The organism is Psychromonas marina, from assembly GCF_030161115.1.
Lineage (GTDB): Bacteria > Pseudomonadota > Gammaproteobacteria > Enterobacterales > Psychromonadaceae > Psychromonas > Psychromonas marina.
Map to the genome: position 1 here is coordinate 307,829 of NZ_BSPQ01000001.1, position 17,654 is coordinate 325,482.

General features: G+C 38.4%; 13 protein-coding genes and 1 pseudogene. 6 read left to right on the forward strand and 8 right to left on the reverse strand.

Going from position 1 to position 17,654, the window contains the following annotated elements; all coding sequences use genetic code 11:
- The first annotated feature begins 7 nt into the window (after window positions 1-7).
- Both QQK09_RS01530 and mqo read left to right on the forward strand, forming a co-directional pair.
- Window positions 8-586, forward strand: coding sequence for a thymidine kinase (locus QQK09_RS01530; RefSeq protein ID WP_284202337.1), 579 nt, complete (start codon window positions 8-10; stop codon window positions 584-586).
- Between the two features lie 381 nt (window positions 587-967).
- The gene (gene mqo / locus QQK09_RS01535; protein WP_284202338.1) at window positions 968-2,488 is read left to right on the forward strand and encodes a malate dehydrogenase (quinone); all 1,521 of its coding nucleotides are present in this window, start codon (window positions 968-970) and stop codon (window positions 2,486-2,488) included.
- 76 nt (window positions 2,489-2,564) lie between these two features.
- On the opposite strand, the gene QQK09_RS01540 is transcribed toward mqo, so the two are convergent.
- The 5 genes from QQK09_RS01540 to QQK09_RS01560 all read right to left on the reverse strand — a co-directional run bounded on the left by QQK09_RS01540 (window position 2,565) and on the right by QQK09_RS01560 (window position 6,174).
- Window positions 2,565-2,795, reverse strand: coding sequence for a hypothetical protein (locus tag QQK09_RS01540; protein ID WP_284202339.1), 231 nt, complete (start codon window positions 2,793-2,795; stop codon window positions 2,565-2,567).
- Between the two features lie 306 nt (window positions 2,796-3,101).
- The gene (locus tag QQK09_RS01545; protein WP_284202340.1) at window positions 3,102-3,779 is read right to left on the reverse strand and encodes an ABC transporter permease; all 678 of its coding nucleotides are present in this window, start codon (window positions 3,777-3,779) and stop codon (window positions 3,102-3,104) included.
- A gap of 2 nt (window positions 3,780-3,781) precedes the next feature.
- Entirely contained in the window at window positions 3,782-4,522 is a 741-nt protein-coding gene (locus tag QQK09_RS01550) for an ABC transporter permease (RefSeq protein WP_284202341.1), read from the reverse strand.
- Between the two features lie 61 nt (window positions 4,523-4,583).
- A complete protein-coding gene (locus QQK09_RS01555) occupies window positions 4,584-5,351 on the reverse strand; it encodes an ABC transporter substrate-binding protein (RefSeq protein ID WP_284202342.1) in 768 nt (255 codons plus the stop codon).
- Window positions 5,352-5,406: 55 nt separating this feature from the next.
- Window positions 5,407-6,174, reverse strand: coding sequence for an ABC transporter ATP-binding protein (locus QQK09_RS01560; protein ID WP_284202343.1), 768 nt, complete (start codon window positions 6,172-6,174; stop codon window positions 5,407-5,409).
- Window positions 6,175-6,465: 291 nt separating this feature from the next.
- Between QQK09_RS01560 and QQK09_RS01565 the strand changes: the two genes are divergently transcribed.
- On the forward strand, window positions 6,466-7,026 hold the full coding sequence (locus tag QQK09_RS01565; RefSeq protein ID WP_284202344.1) for an acetate uptake transporter: 561 nt from the start codon (window positions 6,466-6,468) through the stop codon (window positions 7,024-7,026).
- 792 nt (window positions 7,027-7,818) lie between these two features.
- Here the strand turns inward: QQK09_RS01565 and QQK09_RS01570 are convergent.
- Window positions 7,819-9,348, reverse strand: a complete 1,530-nt coding sequence (locus tag QQK09_RS01570; RefSeq protein WP_284202345.1) for a hypothetical protein — start codon at window positions 9,346-9,348, stop codon at window positions 7,819-7,821.
- A gap of 629 nt (window positions 9,349-9,977) precedes the next feature.
- Here QQK09_RS01570 and QQK09_RS01575 point away from each other — a divergent pair.
- Together QQK09_RS01575 and QQK09_RS01580 are read left to right on the forward strand one after the other, a co-directional pair.
- Window positions 9,978-10,121 (forward strand): annotated as a pseudogene (locus tag QQK09_RS01575) (DUF2061 domain-containing protein); the annotation flags it as partial.
- Between the two features lie 24 nt (window positions 10,122-10,145).
- Window positions 10,146-10,370, forward strand: coding sequence for a DUF2061 domain-containing protein (locus tag QQK09_RS01580; RefSeq protein WP_284202846.1), 225 nt, complete (start codon window positions 10,146-10,148; stop codon window positions 10,368-10,370).
- Window positions 10,371-11,377: 1,007 nt separating this feature from the next.
- Here QQK09_RS01580 and QQK09_RS01585 read toward each other — a convergent pair.
- Together QQK09_RS01585 and pnp are read right to left on the reverse strand one after the other, a co-directional pair.
- On the reverse strand, window positions 11,378-14,032 hold the full coding sequence (locus QQK09_RS01585) for a TrlF family AAA-like ATPase (protein WP_284202346.1): 2,655 nt from the start codon (window positions 14,030-14,032) through the stop codon (window positions 11,378-11,380).
- A 774-nt stretch (window positions 14,033-14,806) separates the two neighbouring features.
- Window positions 14,807-16,912: a polyribonucleotide nucleotidyltransferase gene (gene pnp / locus QQK09_RS01590; protein ID WP_284202347.1), complete on the reverse strand. Its 2,106-nt coding sequence runs from the start codon at window positions 16,910-16,912 to the stop codon at window positions 14,807-14,809.
- Window positions 16,913-17,178: 266 nt separating this feature from the next.
- Between pnp and QQK09_RS01595 the strand changes: the two genes are divergently transcribed.
- Window positions 17,179-17,646 carry a hypothetical protein gene (locus QQK09_RS01595; RefSeq protein ID WP_284202348.1) on the forward strand — a complete coding sequence of 156 codons (468 nt, stop codon included), beginning with the start codon at window positions 17,179-17,181 and terminating at the stop codon, window positions 17,644-17,646.
- Window positions 17,647-17,654 lie beyond the last annotated feature (8 nt).

Consider the following 17,654-nt stretch of genomic DNA (forward strand, 5'->3'; position numbering starts at 1 on the left):
ATCCATTTTGGCTCAACTCTATTTTTATTACTCCTCTATGAATGCGGGCAAATCAACCGCACTTTTACAAAGCTCTTATAACTACCGTGAGCGAGGCATGAATACCTTTGTTTTAACCGCTGCTATTGATGATCGCGCAGGTATCGGTAAAGTTGCTTCACGCATTGGCATTGAAACCGACGCTTACGCTTTTAATAGTAGTGATGACCTAAGTGAAATAATCAAAAAACAGCATGATAAGCAGCACCAGCATTGTATCCTCATTGATGAGTCACAATTTCTGAGTAAAGCGCAAGTAAGACAACTTACCTATGTGGTTGATTGCTTAGGCATTCCGGTACTATGCTATGGCATAAAAACAGACTTTCAGGGTGAACTATTTCCTGGTAGCCACTATCTACTTGCATGGGCAGATAAACTGATTGAGCTGAAAACCATCTGCCACTGTGGACGCAAAGCGAATATGATTTTGCGCCTCGATAGTAATGGCAAACCAGTCAGTGAAGGCGCACAAGTAGAAATCGGTGGCAACGACAGTTATGAATCGGTTTGCCGAAAACATTTCCGCCCTTTCTTTTGGGATTAATAGATAACTAAGTAATAACTAATAAGCAAAAAGTAGTGCACTTTATATTAACTCAGACAACTTGAGACCTTTTAATAAAATATTTAGTGCACTGCCAGCAAATAACATCACCCTAGCTAATACCTACTAACCTCTTCTAAATTAGGCAGTTAGCATCATATAACTCAGACATTAAATTCACATAAGCTGCCAAATACCCCCATTAAAAGCAATGACTTATAGTCAAATAAAAAAAAAGACTAAAAACCAAACAAAAACATCATGATATTTTATTAACTGGTTTCAGCAACAAAATTTAGCTAATATCCATCCTTTTTGAATGACAGGAAAAGCGTACAGGGAAACTTGTTTAGCTGTCGATGATTGTAAAGGGAAATTTCAATGAACGTAAAAAATGCAGATGTGCTGTTAGTTGGCGGTGGTGTAATGAGCGCTACATTAGGCATGATGCTGACACAACTGGACCCATCTTTAAAAATCATCATGGTAGAGCGACTAGATCATGTTGCACATGAAAGTACACATGGATGGAACAATGCAGGCACCGGTCATGCAGGTTATTGCGAATTAAATTATACCCCTGAAAATGACGACGGCACTGTTAGCATCAATCGTGCTCAAGCGATCAATGCCTCATTCGAAGTGACACTGCAATTTTGGTCTTATTTAGTCAAACATAGTGTATTGCCTGAGCCGAATCAATTTATTAACTCTATCCCTCACCAAAGCCTTGTTTGGGGTGACAAAGATGTTAACTTTTTACGCGAACGCTATAAATTACTGAGCGCACACCACCTCTTTAAAGATATGCAATACAGTGAAGACCCGAAAGTCATCAGTGAGTGGATGCCATTAGCGATGAAAGATCGCGATCCCACTCAGCCTGTTGCTGCGACGCGTGTTAACTACGGTTCTGATGTCGATTTTGGTGCGTTAACACGTAACATGATCAACAGCATGCAGAAATCGCCTAACTTTGAACTGGTATTAAATTATAACGTTCACCGTATTAGACAACAAAAAAATAAAAACTGGTCAGTGCGTATTAAAGAACGTACCGGTAAACACTCTGCCGTTATCGATGCAAAATTTGTATTTCTTGGCGCAGGTGGTGGTGCACTGCCTCTCTTGCAAAAATCAGGTATACCAGAGCGTAAAGGTTACGGAGGTTTCCCTGTAAGTGGTCAATGGTTAGTCTGTACTAAACCTGAAATCGTTGAGCAACATTACTCAAAAACCTACGGTAAAGCACCTATTGGTGCACCACCGATGTCAGTGCCACATCTTGATACGCGTATTATTGATGGCAAACCAGCACTATTATTTGGGCCCTTTGCAGGTTTTACTACGAAGTTTTTAACCAAAGGATCTAAAATGGATCTGTTTGGTTCAGTAGGAAAATCAAATCTTAAACCGATGCTTTCTGTAGGGTCTAAAAATATAGATTTAACCCATTACCTGATTAAAGAATCATTACAATCACATAAAGAACGTGTGAGTGCTTTACGCAACTTTTATCCTGAAGCGAGAGATGAAGATTGGCATTTAGCAAAAGCAGGCCAACGCGTCATGATCATCAAAAAAGATGAGGCAGGAAAAGGTAAACTAGAGTTTGGTACTGAGATGGTAGCAGCTGAAGATGGCTCACTTGCGGTATTATTAGGTGCTTCTCCTGGTGCATCAACATCGGTTCAAGCAATGATTGATGTTATTGAACGCTGTTTTGAAGATAAATTACAAACACCACAGTGGAAAGCAAAAATGTTAGAGATGTTCCCTTCGTACGGGCACTCTTTAATTGATAACGAACTCATACTTAATCAGGTTAAAAAAGAAAATCTAGCAACCTTGAAATTGAATACTAACAAAAAACAGGATCCAGATACGTTAAAATTAGCGTAGTTAAAGAAATTAAAGCAAGAGTGCACAATCAATGTCTGCTCTTGCTTTAAACAACAATAACCAATTTAATTAGCGATTAGTAGCTGTAGAAGTATGATTGCCCATTACTACTCTGCATTGCCACAACATCCACCTCAATCGTATCCCCTTGCTTATAATCATTAAGCGCTTTAAAGCACTCGATTTTCACAGCAGGATACAGCTCACTATCACATGGTAGTAATGTCGGCTGACCTTTTTTAGTTTCAAAACAGATTTGTGCTTCTAGACGAAGTGACTCTAAAGCGATAATATTTTCAGGCATCATTATTTGTTACTCCAGATAGGAGAAGTAACAGAAAAAGCGTTATTTTGGTGAAGAGTATTAGTTTGTTGCAGGTTTTTCATCGATCATGGCCTTATATAAGTTTAATAATAAGTCCATTTATTAGTTATTGTCATTTTGTGTGATTATTGTACCAAAAATGATCTTTATTTGTAGATTAAATGACACCAGTTACATTTCGTTACACTTGAGTTTGTGTATTCGCAACCGATTGGGGGGCAAAAGAAAAGTCATGATTGAGGGGATAAAATAGAGCAAGCATTCAACCTACTCTATTTTATAATTAAACTACTGCTCGATACGGTAATGTTTTTCCCACTGCTTAAAGATATAAATAGCACTAAATGTTAAGCACATATATAAAACAGCTGCCGCTAAGTAAGCTTCAAAAGGAGCATAATAGCGCGCATTAACAACGCGAGCAGCACCAGTAATATCAACAATAGTGACGATACCTGCAATGGCACTACCATGAATCATGAAAATAACTTCATTACTATAAGCAGGCAAAGCGCGACGCAGAGAGTTAGGTAGTGTAATACGGCGTAATGTTTGCCACTTGCTCATACCGTAAGCTTTAGCGGCCTCTAATTCGCCCTGGGGCATAGTAGAAATAACACCACGAACAATCTCAGCAGTATAAGCGCCCGTATTAAGGGTAAATGCTAATAGCGCACAAAACCATGCTTCTTGGAAATAGTGCCACATCCAGCTTTCACGTAACCAATCAAATTGTGCTGCACCGTAGTAAATAATAAACAGTTGCACTAAAAGAGGAGAACCCCGAAAGAAATACATGAATGCCCAGATAGGAAAGCGTATCAGTTTATTTTCACTGCTGCGTAATATGCCAGCAGGGATTGCAATACATAATCCGAGTATAAGTGACAAAGCAACTAGCCATGTAGTTGTCCATAAACCTTCAAGGTAAAACTGATATTCATTGATGATGATTGAAAAATCCATCTTTACCTCGTTTGTATGGAATATTTGTCTTCAAGACGCTTTAGCAGTGCACTTGAAATCGCTGTGAAAAATAGGAAGATAAAAGCAACAGCAAGGTAGAAAGTAAAAGGTTGCTGTGTAGAGCCTGAAGCATCCCCTGCTATTTTAACCATATCCTGCAAACCAATAATCGAGACTAATGCGGTTGTTTTAAGCAGCACTAACCAGTTATTACCAATGCCAGGTAGCGCATGACGCATCATCTGCGGAAAAGTAACACGGAAGAATATTTTATATTTACTCATGCCATAAGCTTTTGCCGCTTCTATTTGCCCTTTTTCAACTGATAATATCGCACCACGGAACGTCTCAGCCATATAAGCGCCAAAGATAAAGCCAATGGTTACAATACCTGCAATATAGGGGCTAATATCAATATAATCAGGTAAATATGCGTACCATTCATGGCTTGCATCTTGCTGAGTAAAATATTCATTAAGACTTTCATTGATGCTGTAACAGACGTTATTAATGAGCATCTGCCCACCAAAGAAAATAAGCAGCATTAAGATAAGATCCGGGATCCCACGAATAATCGTAGTGTACAGAGTCGCAATTGAACGCAATAAACGTGAAGGAGAAATTTTTGCGAGTGCACCTAGCAAGCCAAGTGTTATCGCAAGCACCAAGGAAAGCAGTGCAACTTGTAACGTTAGCCAAGCACCTTGTAGTAATAAGGATTGATAATTTAACAGTTCTTGCATAATGATTCTTTAATTAAGAGACAAAAAAAAGGATGGTTACCCATCCCTTTCGATACGATGATTAACCACCGTAGACATCAAAGCTAAAGTATTTATCTTGAATCTCTTTATAAACACCGTTTGCACGAATCTCTTTAAGTGCAGCATTAAATTGTGCCGCTAAATCTTTATCTTTCTTACGAATTGCAATACCAGCACCTTCACCGAACCATTTAGGATCGTTTAATTGTGGGCCTACAAATTCAAATTTATCACCACCCTCTTTTTCAAGAAGACCACCGGTGATCGCTGCTGAATCAGCCATTACGTAATCTAAACGTGATGCTTTAAGGTCTAAGTACGCTTCATCTGCTGAGCCGTAACGTTTAATTTTTGCTGATGGGTAGTTATCAGAGATATATAGGTCCATTGATGTTGCACGTTGTACGCCAATATTTTTACCCTTCATGAACTCATCAGTTGCTTCATAACCAGTATCTTTTAATGCAACAAAGCGTGCTGGAATATGTTGGTATTTATCAGTAAATGCCACTTTCTTTTGACGTTCTGCGGTAATGTCCATTGTTGCGATAATCGCATCAAATTTACGTGCCATTAAAGCCGGAATAATGCCATCCCAATCTTGCTTAACCAATGTACATTTAGCCTTCATTTCTGCACATAATGCATTGGCAATGTCGATATCAAAACCAGTTATGCTGCCATCAGCTTCGGTTTGACTAAACGGAGGATAAGCGCCTTCAACACCAATACGAATGCTTTTCCATTCTTTTGCTACTACATTAGATGATAAAATAACTGCTGCGATTAATAGGCTAATCTTTTTCATTGTATTTCCTTATTTTTTTGTGGGTAAAAATTATATTACTGATAAAAATAAACGTTTAATAAACCGACGAGATAAACTGTTTAAAGCGCTCAGATGATGGGTTTTCAAAAATATCTTCTGGTTTCCCTTCCTCTTCCACTAAACCTTGATGTAAAAATAATACTTTATTAGAAACATCACGAGCAAATGCCATCTCATGTGTCACAACAAGCATTGTCCTGCCCTCTTCTGCAAGACCACGCATAACATTTAATACTTCACCGACTAATTCTGGATCAAGTGCCGATGTAGGTTCATCAAATAACATCACCTCAGGCTCTACCGCTAACGCACGCGCAATAGCAACACGTTGCTGTTGCCCGCCAGAGAGTTGCCCAGGGTAATAGTCTTTGCGTTCATATAAACCAACACGCTGTAAGATAGCCTCTGCTTTTACGATCGCTTCTTTTTTAGGCACTCCTAATACATGTACAGGGGCTTCAATGACATTTTCAAGTACCGTCATATGAGACCATAAATTAAAGCTTTGAAACACCATTGCTAAACGACTACGAATACGTTCAACCTGCTGGTTTGAAGCAGGAATAGCGCCGAGTTTTTTATCTTGTTTCATGGCAATTAACTCACCATTAACACGAATCTCACCAGATGTTGGCGTTTCTAATAAATTAACACAGCGCAATAGTGTACTTTTACCCGATCCAGAAGAACCTAAGATAGAGATCACATCGCCTTTATGGGCCTCTAAATCGATCCCCTTTAATACTTCATTATCGGCGAAAGATTTGTGCAAATTTTTAATAGATAAAGTAGCTTGGCTCATCGTTCAACTTAAATTAGTGAAATAGAAAATGTTAATAACATTGTACATAAGTTTTAACAGCTAAATAGTAAAATTATTACAATAATCTTGAACCACCTTACATTTACATCAATTACATACATCAACGCAACCAAAGTGCAACAACAGAGATCTTGCTTTTAAAAAAAATATTATTAAAAAGTTTGTTCAAGTGCAAAAATAACAAAAATACCAAAAATACTTTACAAACTTATTTAGCATGGTATCGTGCGCGAAATTTCATTTTATCATACAAATATTAAGGTATAACCCGTGTCACAAACTATAAAATTAGCAAACCCAGCACCACTAGGCCTAATGGGCTTCGGTATGACAACTGTATTACTTAACATCCATAATGCAGGATTTTTTCCATTAGACTCTATGATTCTTGCAATGGGTCTTTTTGTTGGTGGTTTAGGGCAAGTTTGTGCCGGACTTTTAGAATTTAAAAAAGGTAATACGTTTGGTTTAACAGCATTCACTTCGTACGGCTTTTTCTGGATCAGCCTTGTTGCTTTATTATTCTTCCCGAAACTAGGTCTTTCTGAGCCTACTTCAGCAGCATTCATGGCATGGTACTTTATTATGTACGGTATTTTCACTGGCTTCATGTTTATTGCTACATTACGTGGTAACCGTGTATCTCAGTTTATCTTTGCTAGCTTAACTGTATTATTCTTCTTGCTAGCAGCACGTGACTTAACGGGCTCTGCAACGATTGGCGTGATTGCTGGTTATGTTGGTATTATCTGTGGTTTATCTGCAATTTACGACGCAATGGCACAAGTTATCAATGAACAATACGGAAAAGAAGTAATGCCTCTTTTCTAAATTAGAAAATTAATTTTCTAATATAAAAAACCGAGTTTACGCTCGGTTTTTTTATGCCTGCAATTTATTACCCCCACGCGCCTATGACGAACTGAACTAGCCTCTACTCATAGCGCAATACTGCCGTATAATTCGCTGCCCTTACTTGTTAAGAAAATCATTGATGCAGAAAAACGAAAACGGGACATTATTTCAGCCACGTTGTACACCTGTTTTACGTTTAACTATTTAAAGCTTTGTTATCTTACTCGTCTTCGCTCGTCGTGGTTGTTCAAAGAAAAGTAACTCGCCAAAGGCGAAATGCTCACTAAAAAACACAAAGAATGCCTGCATTTATCAGACTAAAGCAAAAGGAAAGGCCTGATCCTATTCACACTCGATAGAGTTCTTGCTCATCTGACGCTCGTTCAGTCTATTTTAAGTATTATTAGCAGTGGTTTCGCCTGTAGGCGAGTTACTTTCTTTTGCTTGCCCAAAAGAAAGTAACCAAAGAAAATGTGATGGTTAGGTTAATGCGTATTAAGTAAGTAAAGCGTGCAAGATTAGAAGCTTTCTAACCTATCATTCAAAACATATTTCGATTCTAGATTAGCGGGTCGCCAGAGACGAAACACTCACTAAAAACACAAAGAATGCCTGCATTTATCAGACTAAAACAAAAGGTAAAACCTCCCCCTATTCTGACCCATGTCGAATTTCGTCACCTAAAAAAAAAGGGAGGTGATACTTAATGTATCCCCTCCCTTTTAGCTTCTTGATTAGCGATTAACAGCTAATAGTTAAGTGCCACTGCTAGATAGACAACAGTGAGACAACCATGCCCACAGCACCTATCGAAGCTAATAGTAATACGATTTTCGGTGACATACTGCCATCTTTCTCAGCCGCTTTACCAAACAAACCAAATACTAATGGGTGAATTAAAAATGGCATCGCGAAGATAAACGCAATCAGACCAGCAGATTCACTACCAAACATCCCATCTTGAACGGCAGCAAATAGGCCGAAGTGAGAAAGTGCTGACGAAACGGCTAATGAAACATGCTCTAATGGCATACCCGCTAGATTTAATAGTGTGAAACTACCGAATACAGCAACTACCTGCCAACCCATTGAAAATTGCATCAGACCTTTTATTTCCAATGCTTCATCACCTTTTGATTTACGTAGGTTACGAATAGCAAACACAAGGAAGGCAAAACCAACCAAAATCAGTGGGATAGTCCATTCTGTTAGGATACTACCGCGCTCTGCACTAGCCGCTAAAATAGTAAATACAAAGATGTGCCCGACAAATGGAACATTAATCATGATAGGCGCACGAGCAGCAGCTTTATCGCCCAAATCACCAGCGGTACACGCACCCGTTAAACCAGAATGAGAAAGGCCACCAGCCATACCAGGTGCTAAATTACGTAGATGGTTTGCTTTAGCCAAGAAGATCATCACCGCAAGGCCTGCGAACATCCAGAATAGTTGACCAGAGAAACCATATAACATCACACTTTGCATACCGTCAATGGTGAATGCTTCTAGCATTCTTGAACCACCTACTAAGAAACTACCCCCTAATACCACAGGGATACCTGCAAATAGTAACGCATTTAATGTTGGGCCCAATTTCCAGTTATACAGGAAACCACCAAGGCTTGACGCAAGAATCATCGCAAAGAAGATCTGTGGTAATTTGATACTCGGTTCAATCCACTGCGCTAGCATATAAGATATTTTCATTACCAATAGAATGGCAATAACTTCAATAAATCCTTTACGGATATAGCTTTGTTTATTTAAGAACTTGGCTTTGTTATCAATAAAGATAAAAGCAACAATCAAACTAATATAGCCTAACAGTAGGTACGACTGACCAAGCGGGTTAGTCAACCCCTTGCCACTTAATAGAGAATGCACCATCTCTATCCCCATTAAGATGAAGAAAGAGCGAATCACATAATAAAGCTGTGTACTTGTTGTACCGAGCACCAGTTCATTACTTGAAGGCACTAAGTGCGCCTCTCCAGCATTATCTTTTTTCGACAATAAACGGCGGATCTCTTGTCCACCTACAAAAAATGAAGCAATTAATGCAATTACCGTTGTTTGACTAATAAGCGTGATAGCAGGTAACTCAGCAAGTCCAGGCGTTGCCATACCACTTTTAACTAACATGGCCCCCATCGCTAAACCGATAAGTACAATAACTAAAATTGATGAGTATTTTGTACCAGCAACAATAGTACGCGAAATTAACACCATAGAGATGATAAGTAACATCGCAATAAAAAAGTGGCCAAAGGCCGAAGTATGTAGCAACTGTTCCATTAAAGATAAGTCCAAGTAATGAATTGGAATGAGCACAATGCTCATTTAAGTAAAGTAAATTGAAAGCATTAAAAAAATTGTACTTTTATTATGCAATCACAATAACCATATAATAACACAAATAAAACCACCCAATTAAACTGCAACCCTATGATTACTAGTAAATAAATATAAAAAACAAACAAAATAAACAGTGTAAATAGCAGCTAAAAACAGAAAGCAACCAATAATAACCATGTATATCAAATGGTTAATAAAGCACCCTCAATCTTTACACTTTAAATGACGATAATTAGCCGTTGCTCCTTTATAGAGAACTTCAGCTCACTTAAACGAAATGCATTAACAAATGGATGCTTTAAAGGATTGGTAAAACGTTGGGGGGAGTCTTGATTTTCGCAGGTAGATGGCAAGTAAAATCAAGTTTACAAAATGAAAGGGATAATTCTCTCTGCTTTATTCAGCCTTTAAGCCAAGGCGAGTGGCTTTCTTTTCATGCCCAAAAGAAACCGATACCTACATGACAAGCAAAAGCTATCAATAAGATAGAAAACAACCATTGGCACAAATGATAATTGTTATCAATAATAGATTTATAAACAGGGACAACTTATAGGGATATCATTATTATGATTAAAACAATTACTTTTGCAGCTATACACTTTACTATCGCAACTTTGCTTGCTTTTACATTAACGGGTGACTTTTTATTAGGTAGTTTAATTGCCATTATTGAACCATCAATCAACACAGTGGCGTTCTACTTTCACGAGAAAGCATGGCAAACTTCCCCTTACTTGAAGCAACGTAAATCAAATACACAGGTAAAAACAGCAAGCTTTGCTGTTATCCATTTCAGTGTTGCTTTTACGGTAACTTACGGATTAACGGGTGATGCATTTCTCGGCGGCTTAATGGCTACGATTGAACCCGCAATTAATTCCGTTGCCTACTTCTTCCACGAAAAAGTATGGACAAATAAAGAGGCCAATCGCCACCAAACACATATTGTTTGCGCATAATCACAATACTCTGCTTCCCATCCCTGTTTTAGCCTCTTAATTAAGGCTTTTTTATGTGGGGTTTCACCTCTCAGCGAGTCACTTTCTTTGTTTGCTCGGTAACCGGTAAGACCTTGCTCGTCTGCGCTCGTCGAGACGGGTTCTATTGCTATCAACAGTGGTTTCGCCTGTAGGCGAGTCACTTTCTTTGTTTACTCGGTAACCGGTAATGACCTTGCTCGTCTGCGCTCGTCGAGACGGGTTCTATTGCTATCAACAGTGGTTTCGCCTGTAGGCGAGTTCATTTTCTTTGTACGGACTAAAGAAAACAGAACCAAAAGAAAACCGCCCATGCATTTTTTAATCTAGCTAAATTAATTCCTTTTTAACGCACCAGTTCGGACCGCACATCCCTGTGCGTAACCGAACTTAGCAACGGCATCCATGCCGTCGCTTGCTAAAGGAATTGATTGAGCTAGAAAAATACAGATGGGATCCGCGCAGCCACATTGATTCTACTTCTAGTCAGGATTTGAATGAAATTAATATAACAGATTGATTTAAAATGAACTAAGTTATGGATGTCCCGCTTTATTTCTCGTTTTCTTTGACTGTTCAAAGAATCTTGCTAATTCAGACTGCGAAACACGTTTCGGTTCTGAAAACGCCCCACTACTTTCACTGAACAGCGAGAAATGAGAATCAATGCGTACCCCCCCCCCCTTTCTATTTTCTTGCTAAGGCATGATTGCTTAGCAAGGATCGGCAGGGATGCCGATACTAAGCTCGATTCAGCACATGGATGTGCTGTACGAGCTGGTGCGTTATAAGCAATTTTGACGTGCAAATTAGAAAATAGTTAGGGCAGCCTTTCTTTTGGTTACTTTTCTTTGGCTGTTCAAAGAAAAGTAACTCGCCAGAGGCGAAATACTCACTAAAAAACACAAAGAATGCCTGCATTTACCAGACTAAAGCAAAAGGAAAGACCTGAGCCCAATATTTTTTGTAAACGACATGTTATTTAGCCCTTACTTAAAGCCATATTTTTCTTTTCTTCTATTAAATGCATCCTCGCCACCTTCAAGAATTTTGGCTGCAAGACTTTGAATATTTGGCTGATCTATTGAGCCTTGATTCTGAATAGGCAAAGTTGCATTTTCATTCGTTGACTCCAAAACTCCAATCCACTCAGCGTCACCAAAAACAGGTATGTTTGCGTTATGAGTAGCAAAAATAAACTGTCTAGTTAGTTTGCCATCTCGCACCTGAGTAACAATTCGCTCTGCTATAAATGCGTTGTCGAGATTATCTTCCGGTTGATCTAAAAGTAGAGGATCTTGGTTATCAAGTAAGAGCATGTGCAATAAGGCTGTGCACTGTTGACCTGTTGATAATGAATCAAGTTTTTTATATAAAGGCTCATCATTACTCGAAACATTCAACTCAATGCTAACCAAATCATCGATCTTAAACTCTTCAATTTCCATTATTTGTTTATTGCTGATTTTTGATAATCTGTCAGCGGTAGTGGAAGTCATCCCCCAATCTTTCTCTAATAAAGCAGCCTGTCCTTTCTTGATAGTCTCAGCTAATAGAGGTGCCGAGAACTCCTCTACTCCTTTCATCCAAGAAAGTCTTCCCTCAGCGACATCAGATAAACGATAGCTTACGATAAGTTTTATTAATCCAAGTCTGTTTTTTTCTGCTGAGTAATTTACCTTTATATTACCCTTTAACTTTCTATTCAGCCTTTTTACGCCCTTTTCAAAGGCGGTAGCTCTGTTGGTTTTTTTCTCAGACAACTCAGCCAGTAGCGCCTTTCTTGTTGCTATTTCTTTGTCCAGTTTACCTTGTTCATTTACAAGTTCCGCACGTTTGGGTTTTAATCTCTCGATATTTTTAATTAGATCCCGATATTGTTCACCAATTTGTTTTCCAGTTAAACCTTCCACAGGAGCCAACTTTTTAAACTCTTTAGTGATGGAGTCTTCTTGTAACTCTATGCTTTCTTGAAGTTCTTTATCAAGTAGTTCTATCTTCTGCTGAGAACTGTCTGAATCAAGTTCCATTTTTTCAATAGATAGATTGATGTTATCTTTTAATTCAACTAAGGCTAATTTAGCATTTTCAAATATTGTTTTATCGGGAAATTCCTTAATCGACTCTTCAGTAATAAAGTCAGCGCATGGGATAGATTCAGAAAACTCTTTTAGTGCTTCCTTTAACGTTTCCATCTTTCCTGAAACAGTTTTGAAGGTACTTCTTTCCGACTCAACGATTGGTAATAGTTTCAATTGTTGCTCTATTCCAAGCTCTTTATACCTATTTTCATCTTCCTCGTGAGCCTTCAAGTCTTCCACATCAGATTCCATGCTAGAGACACTAGATGTTAAATCAGATATATTATTTCTTGTTGTAACTAATGACTCTTTAACTGTTGAAATACCTGACTCTTGCTCAATTTTATCTGTATTTAGAAATCGCTCTACTACTTTTAGTTGTTCACTTGATTCTTTGGCGATTTCATGGATTTCATTTTGACCAAAGATTTCAATATCAGGTAATAAGTCTCTAGGAGAAAAAGTAGAAACAGATCCGCTTTCATCTTTTACTATCGGGGATTCACCATAGCGTCTTGATATTTTATATAATTTCCCATGTTTTACTGCTGATTTGACAGTCAATTCAGCGAATCCTGAACCAAGATTCTGCTTTATAACTTTAAGGTGCTGTGCTTTTGTTTCTTTACTAATAGGTTCAATATTTAACACATAACGAATTGATTCTATTAAAGTCGATTTACCTGTTCCTCTACCGCCTATTAAAGCATTTAAATGCTCGGAATAGTTGATATGAATTCCATCGAGAAACCCACCAACAAACCTAACAGCCTCTATTCTAGAGTAATATTTCTCTTTAATATCAGAGTTGAGGCGAACACGAGATTCAGAATCTGAAAACGCTAGTTTAAATGAGGAAAAGCAAGGTTTTGTCATCTTCACCAAGCAAGTCGCATTTTCCTTTCTTAATGTTTCAGGATCTTCTATATCTTTAGCATTTATAATCGCAATATTTTTTTCACGCTTATAATCTGGATTTTTATTAAGAAGGATCTGGTGATTTGCTTGATCACCTTGCTCTTTAAGTGCTTCTAATGAAGTAGGGATTTGTGCAGCATGTAAATTCGGGTTTTTCCAAATGTTGTTTAATTTTTGTTTTAAAACCCCGCTGTCATCTGTGCAATGTGCAGCATACACAAAGCCACCTTTATCTATAACGGTTGACAGAATAAAGTCTGCACTTTTAGTTGATGGATTTGTGCCGTTAGAAGTATCTATGTCAAACTCATATAAATAATTATTTAAAGTTTGAAGACTTGTATGTTCTGGGTATAAACAAACTAAATGTATTTTCTCACTAGATGCAATTTCAAACCCAGGAAAGACGATGACTCCTTGAACATTAAAGGTTTCTTTGATTTTCACAACAGAATCAACATTGCCATGATCGGCTATTCCAACAACTTTTATCGATTCCTCAAGGCAGACCTCTAATAATCTCTGATTGTAGTCATCTTCTGAAATATTCTGATTTTTCCCTCGGTACTGTATATAACTTGCAGGGTTTACTTGTAATGCGCACTTCCAGAATTTTGCCCTAGTGTGCTCAACAGCCATATTCATATATTCATCCTTAAATTTAACACCGAGGCTAGCTGGGCTTAATAACAGCTGAACTAACAAAACAATTTCTATAATAAATACATTATTAAAGAATAAACACTAACTTTCCCCATTATAATCAAACTGTAAAAACAAAAAATGGCCTAAAGCTCGTTTTCTATTTTAAATCAATTTTTCTTACAAACTAGGCCCTCTTAAATCGCCAAAGCAACGACTCTGAATTGGCTCAGGTCTTTTTTACTAGTAATAGATACAGCTTTAATTTAACTCCCCAAAAGGCAAAAGATCAGCCCCAACAAGCGCAGGCGAGCTAATACACAATGCAGCTGCGACTAGTCACCGTAAAGCTTTCCCAAGCAATGAACTCATTTTAGTAAAGACAAACAGGATGTTTGGATTAGTTTTGGCTAGTGCATGGATGCACGTCCGAAACGGTACGTTTAAAATGCGTTTGTTGATTGGATTAGAAAGCGTCTCGGTGTGCCTTTTTCTTTGCTCTTTTATGTACAGGTTTCTTTTGGGCAAACAAAAGAAAGTAACTCGCCTACAGGCGAAACCACTGCAAATAACAACCAGTAATGCCCCGACGAGCGATAGCGAGCTAATTCCAACGTTAGAACATAGAAGCTAATAAAAATAGTCTCAACGAGCGCAGACGAGCTATTCACCACACAGTTAAATCATCACCAACAACTTTCCTACAGGCATAAAAAAAGGAAGCCGAAGCTTCCTTTATAAAAGTAATGTAAGACTCTTCATCGAAGAGTCACAAGATTATTCAGCTGCAGGAGCTTCTTTCTTTTCCATTGCTTCTTTAATACTTAGACGTACACGGCCTTGGCGGTCTACTTCTAGTACTTTAACTTTAACTTCTTGACCTTCTTTCAAATGGTCAGAAACTTTCTGTACACGCTCTTCACAGATTTGTGAGATGTGAACTAGACCATCTTTACCAGGTAAGATGTTAACGAATGCGCCGAAATCAGCTAAACGTACAACTTTACCTTCGTAGATAGTACCAACTTCAACTTCAGCAGTTAGCGTTTTAATGCGGTTGATTGCATCATCAGCTTGCTCACCAGAAGTTGCAGCAATTTTAACTGTACCGTCATCTTCGATTTCAATCGTAGTACCCGTTTCTTCACATAAAGAACGGATAACTGCGCCGCCTTTACCAATAACGTCACGGATTTTATCCGTTGGGATTTTGATAGTGTGAATACGTGGTGCGAATTGAGAAATCTCTTGACGACCTTCAGAAATCGCTTCGTCCATTACCGTTAGGATATGTAGACGTGCAGCTTTTGCTTGGTTTAAAGCAATTTGCATGATTTCGCGTGTGATACCTTCAATTTTGATATCCATTTGAAGTGCTGTAATACCAGCATCAGTACCCGCTACTTTAAAGTCCATATCACCAAGATGATCTTCATCACCTAAGATATCAGAAAGAACAACGAACTCTTCGCCTTCTTTAACTAGACCCATTGCAATACCAGCAACAGACGCTTTAAGTGGAACACCAGCATCCATAAGAGCTAGTGATGCGCCACATACAGAAGCCATTGAAGATGAACCGTTAGATTCAGTGATTTCCGATACAACACGAACTGTGTACGGGAATTCTTCAACTGTAGGCATTACTGCTAATACACCACGTTTAGCTAGACGACCGTGACCAATTTCACGACGTTTAGGAGAACCAACAAAACCAGTTTCGCCTACACAGTATGGAGGGAAGTTGTAATGTAATAAGAAGTGATCTTTCTTCTCACCCATTAGGCTGTCGATGATTTGTGCATCACGTTGTGTACCAAGTGTTGCTGTAACTAATGCTTGTGTTTCACCACGTGTAAATAGTGAAGAACCGTGAGTACGTGGTAAAACACCAGTACGAACGTCAAGAGCACGAACGCTCTCAGGATCACGACCATCGATACGTGGCTCACCTTTAATGATGCGCGTACGTACAACAGTTTTTTCTAAATCATGTAGGTATTCGCCTACTTGCTTAGCTACTAATGTTTCATCAGCTTCTAATAATTTAGCTTTAACTTCTGAAGTGATCGCTTTGATTGCATCGTAACGATCGCCTTTATCACTGATTTGGTAAGCTTCTTCGAAACGTGCTTGTGCTTCAGTAGCAATCGCAGTATCTAATGCTTCGTTACGTGCAGGAGCAGCCCAGTTCCAAGCAGGACGTGCAACTTCTGCAGCGAATGCTTTGATTGCTTCAACAACAACTTGTTGCTCATCGTGACCGTATACAACAGCGCCTAACATTACGTCTTCGCTTAGGATAGCAGCTTCAGATTCAACCATTAATACAGCGTTATCAGTACCAGATACAACAAGGTTAAGATCACTTGTTTCTAATTCTGTTTTAGTTGGGTTAAGTAGGTATTGACCTTCTTTGTAACCAACACGAGCACAACCGATAGGACCGTTAAAAGGCATACCAGAGATAGAAAGAGCCGCAGATGTTGCGATCATTGCAACGATATCTGGGTTAACTTCTGGGTTGATTGAAACAACAGTTGCAATCACTTGTACTTCGTTTTTGAAACCTTCAGGGAAAAGAGGACGAACTGGACGGTCAATAAGACGTGCAATTAACGTTTCTTCTTCAGATGGGCGGCCTTCACGTTTGAAGAAACCACCTGGAATTTTACCTGCAGCGTATGTTTTTTCTTGGTAGTTAACAGTAAGAGGGAAGAAATCACGCTCTTGATCATCTGCATTTTTACCAACAACAGAAACGAATACACACGTATCGTCCATGCTACACATTACAGCGGCAGTCGCTTGGCGTGCAATTACGCCAGTTTCTAGTGTTACAGTATGTTCGCCATACTGAAAACTTTTAACAATAGGAGTCATTTTTTTTCCTTTAATAGTATTATTTTCATTTTGCTTTTTATCGCGCCCATAGTATACGTCAAAGGCTTTGCTTTAAAACATTTTTGCTGTTTTTTTTTAGGGTTAATAATCAGCCAATGAAATATAGCGTACTGTTAATTTTACGGTTTGTTTATTATTGGCACTTTAATCTATTTTTTTGCTCATTTAATTCTGATGGTTGGGTTGTGTTAGCCCTTTCAATGGGTATAATCAGCTCCTACTCTGTTAATAGGAAATAGACAAATTTGTTTCGAATAGTTGCAATATTCATCACACTATTTTTATCTACTTCAGTCTTTTCTGACGTCGTAGAAAATAACTTATCGGTGCCTCAGGCAAAATCGATTGAGTTGATGAGTGACAACCAAAATTTGAACATGGCTATTTCTGATAGTTACGTTTTAGAAACAGAGTTAATAGAAACCAAAGACTCATCTCTACAGCCAGTCTCTGATCAGCAAGGTGAATTAATTGATTTTATAACACCTCTTCGTGCAAATTTATTAAACTATAAACAGTTTCAGTCACCTGATTACATATTTGTCTACGCATTATTAACTGCACAGCTTGATATTTTTGAAAATAATGAAAATACACTAGCAGAAACTCCTCCTGCTTGGTTTATGTCATTCTCTGGTAATAGTTCTCGACTATCTGGCTGGAAAGAAAGTAATAGTTTATACACTGCCAAAAACACCTACCACCTTAGTTAACCTCCTGC